General features: G+C 68.6%; 4 protein-coding genes and 1 pseudogene. All 5 read right to left on the bottom strand.

Annotation, left to right across the window (positions count from 1 at the left end; translation table 11 throughout):
- Window positions 1-222 precede the first annotated feature (222 nt).
- Window positions 223-717 (bottom strand): annotated as a pseudogene (locus tag ACIBM5_RS41910) (IS5/IS1182 family transposase); the annotation flags it as partial.
- Window positions 718-3249: 2532 nt separating this feature from the next.
- Complete coding sequence (gene csb2, locus ACIBM5_RS41905) at window positions 3250-4692, bottom strand: type I-U CRISPR-associated protein Csb2 (RefSeq protein ID WP_396011939.1); 1443 nt, start codon at window positions 4690-4692, stop codon at window positions 3250-3252.
- A complete protein-coding gene (gene cas7u / locus ACIBM5_RS41900) occupies window positions 4689-5693 on the bottom strand; it encodes a type I-U CRISPR-associated RAMP protein Csb1/Cas7u (protein WP_396011938.1) in 1005 nt (334 codons plus the stop codon). The genes csb2 and cas7u overlap by 4 nt, the downstream gene beginning before the upstream one ends.
- A complete protein-coding gene (csx17, locus tag ACIBM5_RS41895) occupies window positions 5690-8191 on the bottom strand; it encodes a type I-U CRISPR-associated protein Csx17 (RefSeq protein WP_396011937.1) in 2502 nt (833 codons plus the stop codon). The genes cas7u and csx17 overlap by 4 nt, the downstream gene beginning before the upstream one ends.
- On the bottom strand, window positions 8185-10848 hold the full coding sequence (locus ACIBM5_RS41890) for a DEAD/DEAH box helicase (protein WP_396011936.1): 2664 nt from the start codon (window positions 10846-10848) through the stop codon (window positions 8185-8187). The genes csx17 and ACIBM5_RS41890 overlap by 7 nt, the downstream gene beginning before the upstream one ends.
- Between the last annotated feature and the right edge of the window lie 132 nt (window positions 10849-10980).

The following is a 10980-nucleotide window of genomic DNA, read 5'->3' as shown; positions in this document are numbered from 1 at the left end:
GCACGCCGCTTGAAGCTCTCCGGGACCACGACAAACTCGGCCTCGCGGCGTAAAAGACACAGAAGCCAGGCGTCCGGAAAACGAAGGGCCCCTCATCGTCACCGTGGCCCGCCAAGGCCTGCGACACATCCAACACCACCCCGCACTCCTCAACGGCTTCCTCGCAGCAACCGGCCTGACATGACAAACAAACAACAAGCCAATCCGCAAAGCTCAGTAGCTAGCACTGGACAACTCCCAGGCCTTGCAGTCGTTGCGGTTGCCGGCGACAGGCCGACCGACCACGACGACCGGGCGGGTGTCGGCGTCGATGACGACCCGGTGGTTCGTGGAGTACCGGTGGTTCTTGGACCTTTCGGCGACCGTGTGGTCGCGGGTGAGGACGAGGGTGCCGTCGACGATCGGGACGGTGTCTTTGCGGAAACGCTTGCGCGGCCGGAGGGCGGGCATGGGGCCGAGACGGTCGACGACGCGATCGACCGCGGACTTCGATACGCCGAACGGCGGGGCGAGTTGGCGCGGTGTCGGGTTCGTACGCCGGTACGCCGTGACCGGCGGCACCCGGTCCTCCATCGGCAGGGCCCACGGGCGGCCCTTGCCGGGCCGGTCGGCGCCTTCGCGGCGCGGCATCGTCATGAGCCTGCCGAACCGGCGCGGGCTCGGCCCGGTGAACGGGGCTGTCCAGGACGGCTCCGACGCCGTGATCACACCAGCCACGGCGCGAAGTGTCGCGAGCGCGCTCATCAGCCTGCAATGAAGCCACGCCTTTTCGGGCCGTGGACACCGTGCAAAATCCGCCCCGAGTCGGCATTCCGGCGCTGCAATGAAGGCGCGACCTCGAGAGCCGTGGACACCCATGGCCTTGGAGGCTGTGGCTCCATTCCTTCCCTTCCTCCGACGAAGCCGCAGTCCCGAAGACTGCGGACACTTGACCTTGTCGACGACCGATCGATGCCGCCACTTCAATGAAGCTGTAGTCCGGAAGACTGCAGACACCGCAGTCCATCCATCTGGAAGACTTGGGAGACAAAGACCTTCAATGAAGCCGCAGTCCGGAAGGCTGCGGCCACCGCGTCGGCCGGGAACTGGATCCCCGACAGCGACACCCTTCAATGAAGCCACGGCCTCGAGGGCCGTGGACACCTGGGTCAGGCCAGGATCGAGCTCCTTGCGGATCTGCCTTCAATGAAGCCACGACTGTCACGAGCGTGGACCCAGCGGGTATGGCACCCCAGCATGACTGTGCTGATCATAGACACATCCGCTTTTCGAGAGCTTGCCATCCAAGTCCACCCCCTCAAGGACGCCTCAGCTGTCAAGGCCATGGACGCGCACGGGCGCTCCTGGGCGTTCTGAAGGCATACGGCCTTCAATGAAACGGCGGCTGTCAAGGCCGTATGGCATCACGGGTGAGAGTTGGCCCCATCTGAGAGGTTTGGTTCTAAAGGTGATTGCAACACCTGCCCTGCGGGGTGTTGCAATGGCCAAGCCGCATCGAACATCGATGAAGCCACGGCCTCGAGAGCCGTGGACAGGTCACGTCCCATTCGACGTCACCGTCCGAGCAGCCCCTTCAATGAAGCCACACCCTCGCAAGCCGTGGCACGGGATCGTGAAGATCGCTGGAGCGCTCCAAGCCCAGCTTCAATGTAGCCACGCTCCCAAGGATCGTGGACACCACACACCTACCTGACGACGTCGTCCGTACGGCACTCCTTCAATGGGCCACAGCCTCGAAGGCCGTGGATACCACGCCGACCTTGCTCGGACCCTGCTGGGAGACGACCCTTCAATGAAGCTGCGGATTCGAACACTGGGTCGACGACGTCTCGCGCCGGGTGCTGCCCGAGTAGCAATGAAGCCACGCCCCTTCAGGCTGGCTTCGACGTTGTTCACTGGCCCCACTTTTCGACGACTCCAACTGGCTTCACTCAGGTGTTCGATGACGGCCTAAGTCGGCCCCACTTGAAGCGTTTCCGCACTTCAGGAGCGGAGCCACACGAGACCGTCGCGAGGTCGGCCTCCGCAAGTGGAGCCACTGCAAGCCGTCCGCAGGTGGGGCCACTGAACAACGTCGAAGCCACTTCAGGCCGTAGACACCGTGCTTCGTGCCGGCGGTCTGTATGTCGTCATGCAGCTGCAATCCTGCAAAGAAGCCACAGCCCTCGGGGTCGTGGACACACTTCGATTCCGGCGGACGCCGAGTTCGTGATCGTCCTTCAATGAAGCCACGGCTCCCAGGGTTGTGGACACCATCGCTGGCCAGGTCTCGGCGGCTGCACAGCTCGTCGTTCAATGAAGCCGCGGCCCTCAGGGGCGTGGACACTTGGGTCCCCCGGGGACCCGCCGACCCCACCCCGGCGTTCAATGAAGCCGCGGCCCTCAGGGGCGTGGACACCCTACCCGAGCAGGGAAATTCCACCGAAGACCATGTGTTCGGCAGCCCGCCGACAACCACGTTCACGAGCAAAATGGACATTTGACTTCGGCGCGGACGGCGTGTCGCGTGTGTGCTTGGGGTTCCGAAGCAAGACCCATCGCCTTGCCGCCTCTCAACCCCGGCCACAGCTCGGTACGCCTTGGGACCAGCCCGAACTTCAGGTCGAACGCGAGCTGATCGGAATAGTTGCGATTCCCGGCCAGCCCGAAGGCTGAATGAAGCCACACCCTTTCGGGTCGTGGAAACGCTGTCCAGGTTGCCCAAGGGTCGCTGCCCAACATCCTGCAATGAAGCCACGGCCCGACGGGCCGTGGACACTTCCACCAGTACAGCGAGTCGGGCGGTGTCGACCGCCTGCAATGAAGCCACGACTTCGAAGGCCGTGAACACCATGGCGAGCTGGTCGACGTCATCGACACTAAGCGCCTTCAATGAAGCCACGCCCCTTCGTGTCGTGGACACTTGTGCAGGTAGAGGTTGAGATCCGTCTGATTCTCCCTGCAATGAAGCCACGACCGCCGAGGTCGTGGACGCGCGACGACGTCGGGGTCACCGCCGTAGATGATGGCTCTTCAATGAAGCTACGGCCAATGAAGCCGCAGCCCCGAAGACTGCGGACACCCTGCCCGAGCAGGAAAACTCCGCCACAGGCGGTTCGGTCGAAACTATCCCGCCTCCATGTTTACGAATTAAGCGGACCTTCGGTGCAGCCTGCGTGTCGTATGCGTTGAGGTTCTGGCGGAGCGTATGTTCCCTGCGGTCGTGTCGGCATCGGTGCGCGTTCGATCCGCATCTTGCCTTGGTCCCTTTCAGTTTCGGGGGTGGAAGAGGCCGAGTCCGTAGTGGCTGTGTCTGCCGAGGAGGAGCGGTCCGGCTACAGGAGTGGAGAGTTCGACGCGGAGGCCGTCACAGGGTCGGGTGTGGTCGCGGGTTTCGTTTTTTGATGTGCGGTGGCGGATGTGGAGGGGCCAGTCGCCGGGGATGCGTCGGATCGCGGTGGGGGCGGGGAGGCCGCGGTAGCGGAGTTCTCGTGTGACCTCGGCGAGGAGGTGCGCGTCGCGGTCCTGGCCGCGGTGTGGGTGACGGGGGGCGGTGAACGGCGTGACGCTCTCCCACACGGTGGCGGGCCTGGTGAGTTCGACGGGGAGGACGCGGTCGGCGGGGCCTTGGGCGGCGACGCGGACGAACAGGTCGCGGGGGCTCTTGTGGTAGTAGACGCGGTTGTCGCCGGTGGCGAGTCGGTGGATGGCGTCGAGTTCGGCGTCGGTGAGCCCGTCGGGGATCCACACCAGGAGTTGGTCGATGCGGCGGTCGCCGTCGCTGTCGTGGGGGATGAAGTGGGCGTGTCGGTGTTGTCCGGCGGTGTAGGGGGTGCCGTCGGCGTTCTTGCCGGCGAGGGCGCTGTCGCGGCGTGGGCTGCCCGGGGGTTGGAGGATGCGGATGCAGGCGGCGCGGAAGGCGTCGGCGAGGGGGAGTGCCTGGGTGAGTGGTGGTTGTACGCGGCCTCGGATGCTGAGGCGGATCGCGGTGACGCCGGTGGCGTCTGCGGTGGTGGGTCGGTGGCGCTGGCGCGGTGGTGCGGTGGTGTCGGTCGGGGTGGGCGTGGCGTAGGTGAGGTGTCGGCTGCCGGGTGGGTACAGCAGTTTCCCGGCGCGGACGTCGACCGGTCGTGCGGTGAGTGCCTCGATGTCGAGGGGGAGTTCGGGCGCGAGGAGGTCGACGGTGGTCCAGCCGGGCGGTGGTTGGCCGTCGGCGAGTTCGGTGGCGGGGATCAGGTCGTCGCCTCGGGGGAGGGTGTCGGCGAGGCGTGCGTCGACGAGGCTGTCGGCCCGGCCGAAGTAGGGCATGGCCTCGAGGAGCGCGCGGAGAGTGTCGGTCTGGTCGGAGTCGAGGTCGCCGTGCCACTGGATGTGGATGGTGGCGTCGCCGCCGAGGAGGGCGAAGGCGTCGACGGCCTTGTCGGTGTTGCCGTTCGTTCCGGATTTGTGGTGGCTGTCGGGGAGGTAGTGCCGGGTGTGTTGGAGTTGGTGGGGTGGGAGGAGGTAGCGGCGTGGGGGTTGGGCGAGGGCGGTGAGGACGGCGTGGACGTGTTTCTCGGGGAGATCGGGGAGGCGTTCGTGCCAGGTGGCGTAGAGGGCGCGGAGGATGCGCCAGGGGGCGGGGGGTAGTTCGACGGCGCCTTCGTTGACGTGTCGACCCCAGGGGGTGGCGTGATAGCGGCGCCAGGGGAATTCGAGGGCGATGGTGATCACGCGTCGGCCGTCGCCTTCTTCTTGGCGGTCTTGCCGTCGAGCCAGGCGACGTCGAGGGCGCCGCGGGTGTCGAAGTCCTTGGTGGAGGCGGCGACGAGGTCGCGGAGTTCGCGGTCGAGGGTTTCGGTGTCGGGGAGGGGCACAGCGGCGGTGATGGGTGAGACGGGTTCGAGGTCGCAGGCGGTGCGCAGGCGCAGACCCCCGTCGAGGAGTCGGCGGATCTCCCATTGGGCGAGGGTGACGAGCATGTTCGTGCGGGTGTCGTCGAGTCCGTAGGAGCGCAGGAGGGCGACGTCGATCGAGAACATGGCCTTGATGGTGCGGGCGGTCCATTCGACGCGGTGGAAGGGGATGGATCCGTAGCCTTCGCTGGTGCCGCCGTTGCCTTCGCTCTGGTCGCCGAGGGAGTGGCGGACGGAATCGCTTTTGCGGCCGCCGCTGATGACGCGTCCGACGTCGTATGCCTCGATGACGGCGGAGACGGCGCGGGTGAAGCGGGGTTGGCCGTGCCAGGGCTTCTGGTTGAAGAAGACGCCGTGGAGGAGGCTGAACGGGTCGAGGCGGGTGATGGCGTCGGCCATGGCGGGGAAGTCGAGGGGCTTGTCGTTGGCCAGGCCGAGGCGTCGGGTGATGACGTCGAGCATTTTCGTGTCGCGGAGGTGGGAGTCGCGGACGAACGCCGAGGTGAGGCGGTGGGCCTCGAGGCGGCTGGAGGTGAGGAACGCGTCGGTGTCCCCGGCCTGGTGGACGCGCACGTAGGGGAGTTCGGCGACGGTGTCGACGGGGGTGCGGTCGGCGTTGTTCCAGGCGGTGTTCTCGAGGCGGTTGGCCATGGACTGGACGGATTCGACGAGGAGCATGGGGACGGTGGTGCCGTCGGGACCGGGGGCGTCGAAGTAGGCGTGGCCGACGTCGGGGAAGCCGGTGGGCTGGAACGTGGAGCCGATGACGGGCGCCAGTTCGACCTCGTAGCGCAGGCGGCGGATGTTCGTGGGGATCATGCTGTGTCCTTCACGGAGTCGGTGTCGGTGGTGTCGGCAGGTGCTGTGTCGGCGATCTGGCGGCGGCGCGCGAAGGTGGTCGCGGTGATCGCGTTCAGGGCGGACATCCGATCGCGGTTGACGGTGCGGGCGAGCAGGATGGCGGCCAGGCGGCGCCCGTCGAGGCCGGAGCCGGCGAGTTCGTCGGTGGCGACCAGGGGCCGGCAGCCGGCGAGGCGCAGGCGCAGCAGGGCTTCGGGCAGGATCGCGTCGGGTCCGCGGGCAGTGAGGCGTCCGATCCAGTCGGTTTGTGGCGTCAGTTCGAGGTCGAAGTCGGGTTTGTCGCGGTCCCATAGCGACCGGACGCGCAGGGTGGCGTCGGCGGGTGCGAAGAACGGCAACAGCACGGCCAGTGGCGGCGGGAGGAACGGCCGCGGTGGTGTTTTCCCGGGCTTCGTCGTGTGGTCGGGTCCGGGCTCGGATCGGGGACGGGGTACGGAGGGCGCGGCCGGCGCGTCGCCGTCCGGGGTGTGTTCGTCGGGCGTCTCGGTTTCGGCGCTGGCCGCCGGCGCCCCTTCTTCGGGACCGACTTCCTCGAGATCGATTTCTTCGAGGTCGATCTGAGTCTGAGCGAAAACGCTCGGGGCGGTGTCGATGTCGTTGGTGTCGAGGGGTTCGGTGTCGCCGTCGCTCCGAGGCTGCGGGAGGTGGATGTGCCAGCCGAGGGCGAGGAGTCCGCGGAGGTGGTTCGCGATGGCGGTGTCGTCGAGTTCGCCGTGCAGGAAGCGGAGCATGATCTCGATCGGCATGGCGGGTCCGGCGCGGAACCCGGGCCCGATGGTGCGGGTTTCGTCCGCGTTGGTGGCGGTGCGGCCGCGCAGGTGCAGGCGGTGGGCCTCGGCCAGGGCGTGGGCCAGGTGGGGGCCGTCGAGTTCCACGCCCGTGGCGGGCCGGTCCGCCCACACCGCCTGCGGAGTCTTGCCGCCCTTGTCGCTCTTCTTGAGTGTGGTGCGGGTGAGTGTCCAGCGCAGCGCGGTCGGTTCGGGTGCCGGCTTGGTGGTGTCGCGGGCGTTGGCGTAGACGGCGGCGACGACGAGTTCGTCGTCGGTGTGCCGGCCCGGTGTCCAGGCGACGCGGGTGCGTGGGGTGAAGGGGGTGACGGTGTCGCGGACCGTGGAGGAGCGGGCGGCGGCCTCGTGGAGGAGGCCGAACGCGGTGACGAAGCGTGCCACGGCGGGGTTGCCGTCGCCTCGGGCGACGGCGAACAGGGCGGCGTCGGCCTGCCGTAGCAGGGTGGCGACGGTATTGGGTAGGGAGGCGCGGCGGACGCGGTCCATCCACGCCTGGGCGTCGGCGACCATGTGGGCCTCGCCGTGGACGGCGACGGGCAGGTGTCCTGCGGGGACGGCGAGGGGGTTCTGGCCGTGGCGTTCGACGAAGAGGAAGCGGCGGAACCCGGACAGGTTGCGGTCGACGCCGAGGGCGGCGACGGCGAGCGCGAAGGTGACGCCGGTGCGGGCCTGGGTGCCGCGCCATCGGGCTCGGCCTTCGCCGAGGAGGACCTCAAGTTCGCCGATCCCGGCGGGCTTGTCCCAGATCGGCGCCCACAGTTCGCGTTTGACCGTCTCGCCCGCGGCGGCGGTGGCGTGGCCGACGGGGGAGGAGGAGGTCATGAACGGGAGGCTGGTGCCGGCGGCGCCGTTGCGGCGTACGGCGGCGCCGGCGAACATGACCAGGCCCTCGCAGGACAGGACGGTGTGCCAGGGGTTGACGAAGCCGACGTCGTCGTTCTTCTCCCACGGTGAGGAGTGGATGCCGCCGGCGCGGCCGGGGTCGAGTTGGCCGACGGTGTCGCGCAGGTAGGGGACGGTTTCGTCGCCGGTGACGAGGGCGCGGGCCCAGGCCCGGGAGCGGGTGGTGTCGGCGTCGGGGCCGGCGACCAGGGCGAGGCGTTGGTGGAAGGTGGCGGAGAGTTCCTGGCGGCCGAAGTTTCCGCCGGTCCCGGCGATCGGGTTCCACGCCAGGGTGTCGTCGCCGAGGGCGACGAGGGCGTCGATCCAGGGCAGGCAGGCGTCGGGGAGGCGGTTGCGGCACAGAGTGATGACGCGGTCCTTGGTGGCCTTGGACCACATCGTCTCGCCGGCCCAGCCGCGGCGCCGTCCTTCGGCGACGATGTCGCGGCCGACGCGGATCGCCTCGGCGAGGGGTGCGAAGCGCGGCTGGGTGGTGTGTTCGAGTGCGGTGAGGAGGCGTTCGGCGGAGACGCTCTTTCCGGCGTCGTTGAATCCCGAGCCGGAGTTCCAGGGGGTGACGATCGGGGTGGGGGCGTAGTCGTCGACGAGCCAGTCCGCAAGCGTGTCGGGGTCGTGGCAGGTGGTCAGGACGGGGGCGTCGCCGTGCCAGTGCAACCGGGCTCCGGTGTCGGCCTGGTCGGTGAGCAGGCGCAGGAGGCCCAGCGCGGAGAGGTATCCGGCGAGGGTGGTGGCGCGGAGCCCGTGCAGATGGATCGTGTTTACCACAGCGCCTCCTGGCTGGACGCGGGCTCGGCCGGCCCCGACGTCGAGGGTCCGGGCGTGGCGGTGGGGGTGGTCTCGGGTGTTCGTCGCGGTGTCGGGACGGTTCGGTCGTCCGAAGCCGAACTCGAGGCCGAACCCGGGGCCGAGGTGGAGGTGGCGGGTTTCGTGGTTTCGGGGTTGCGGTAGCTGCGGCTGGCGTTGCGGTCGGCGATGCGGACGAGGGCCTCGAGGAATCCGAGGCGGAACGGGCCGAGTTCGGGGTCGTCGCGCAGGCGCAGGACGCGTTCGGTCCACGAGGGTGCGCCGTCGGCGCGGTCGCCGAGGAAGAGCATCGACGGGTCGAGGGTGATCGCGGGCACGGTGCGGCGTCCGGGTCGGGTGCCGTCGTCGGGGTCGAGGGGCCCGTCGGGTACGTCGACGGGCCCGAACGGGTCGCCGGCCTCGACGCCGAGGACGCGAGGTGCGGCGCGTTCGGTCTCGCCGGGCATGGATCGCACGGACACGCGGACCTTGCCGTGGTGCGCGGCCGCCAGGTACGTGACCAGGTCCGGGTCCGGGGTCTGGTCGAGGAGGTCCACGTCCGGGTGGGCGAGGGCGAGGGCGGTGACGAGTTCGTGCCGGAAGAAGCGGCGCGAGTGGCGTCCCAGCCCGCGTTTCGACTTGGCCCACGGGCCGGGAACGTCCGGCGGTTCGCCGTCCGGGCGGTTCTCCAGCAGGGTCGTCTGGAAGACGTCGTGGGCCTTTCCCAGGTCGTGATACCGGCCCGCCACTGCGGCGGCGTGGACCAGGGCCTGCGGGACGTCCACGCCTGCGGAGGCGAGTCTTTCGGCGTACGTACGGACGTCGCGGTCGACGTCGTCGAGGTGCGTCGGGAGGTCGACCCATCGGTCCGCGCAGGACCGGTGGTCCGCGCCGGTCGAGTCCGAAGGATTGCGATCCTCGGGCACGGAGACCGCGGGCACAGGTGCGCGGTGGCGGGGGTCCCAGCCCGTCGCGGGGTCGTAGCAGCCGGCACGGGTGTCGGCCAGGACGACCGTGCCCGGTCGTACGTCGGCCGCGGTCAGGCGGCGGCAGCCGCCGCCGATCTGGTCGAACGTCCACCACCCGCCGGGGTCGCGGGCGAGGGCCTTGCGGACCTCGGCCACCGGCGCGGGGCACAACTCGTCCCGGCTCGGGAAGCGTTCGTGTTCGCCGGGCCGCTGGTCGGGCCATTCCCGCCAGGCGACGGACACGGTGGTGTCGTCGCCGTCGCGGATCCACCGCGACACGTCGATGTCCGAGCCCTCCAGGTCTGGCATCGTGTCGAACAACTGCAGCAGATCACGCCGCCGCAGCACCGGATACACCGGTGGATCCGAAACCACGGGAACTTCACCCAGCGCGGTCGACGTCATCGCGTGGCCCTCGAGCGCGGTCAGGGCCTCCATCGCCCGTTCCACGTCCACGTCGTCGTACGGCGCGAACCCGGATCCGGGAGGGCGTGTCCACAGCAGGCGCGCGTCGGTCGCGTTGCCGTCGCGGTTGCAGCGTCCGGCGCGTTGCACGATCGAGGACCAGGGCGCGGCCTCCGTCACCAGCACGCTCGAGGTGACGTCGACACCGGCCTCCAGGACCTGCGTGGCGACGACAATCTGCCCGACGTCCCCGAGAGTCTTCTTCAGCTTCTCGGTCAGGGCCGCGCGTTCGTTCGGGCGGAACCGGGAGTGCAGCAGCATGACCTGGGGCGCCCCGGCCGTCTTCGTCAGGGCCTTGGCGAGGGCGGCGTGGATCTCCTGGGCGCGGCGAACCTGGTTGACGATCACGATCGTCCGCGTCCCCGGCCGGTGGCGGCGCAGCGACTCCTCCGCGATAGCCACTGGATACGCCTTGGCGTCCCCCGGCGTCTCGAGGTGTTCGACGGCGCGGACGGCATCGAGTCGGTGTCGGAGCGCGTCGTCCGGGTAATCGAGCGCGTCGAACGTATGAGTGGGCGCGTGGTGGTCGGGGGTGCGTAGGCGGGTGTCGTCCAGGGTCGCGGACATCCACATCGTCGCCGAACCGCTCACACTTCCCAACACGTTCCGCAGGCCCTGCAGTTGCGCTGTCGTCTCCAACGCCGGGCCCATCAACTGGGTCTCGTCGCACACGAACTGCACACCCGCGTGCAGGAGCCCGAACGACAGCGGCCACGACGCCCTCGACTCGGCGTAGCCGCGCATCAACAACCGCGACAGCACCATGTCCTGCGTCCCCACGAATACTGCGGGCCGATTGGGCTCCAACTGCCAGTCGTCGTCGGCAAGCTGCACACCACCCAGCAGGACGTGGACTCGCACGTCCACGTGCGGTGCCTGCGGCCTGCCCTGCTCATCCTTCGCGTCATCAGCGCTCTTCCGCGGGCGGTTCAGCGCGCCGATCCATCCTTGGACCTCACTGGCGGTCTGTTCGACCAAGGAACGCAACGGCAGCACGTACACCAGCCACCGTGGGGTGGCTCGGCGAACGGCCTCGTCGGGGTGCTCGGTCAACCGCCACATCCACGGCAGCACTGCGGCGGCAGTTTTCCCCGATCCTGTGGGCGCCCGCAGCAACTGCGGCAACGGTTTCTCGGCCAATGCCTTCTGATAGGCGTAGGGCGTGTGTCCCTTCGCCGCCTGCGTGAACTCCTCGAACGACCTCACCGTCGACGTACTCCTTCAGACAGAGATCGGCATCACGCCGATCGGCAGCGCATACTGCCAGCCCCCACTGACAACGCTTTGTGTTCGAACAAATTCTCTAAGTAAAGATTTGCTTTGCTGTAATAAAGGCAG

The sequence above is a fragment of the Embleya sp. NPDC050493 genome (assembly GCF_044458105.1).
Lineage (GTDB): Bacteria > Actinomycetota > Actinomycetes > Streptomycetales > Streptomycetaceae > Embleya.
The sequence above is the reverse complement of the archived record's forward strand: the minus strand, read 5'-3'. Positions and strand labels throughout refer to the sequence as shown.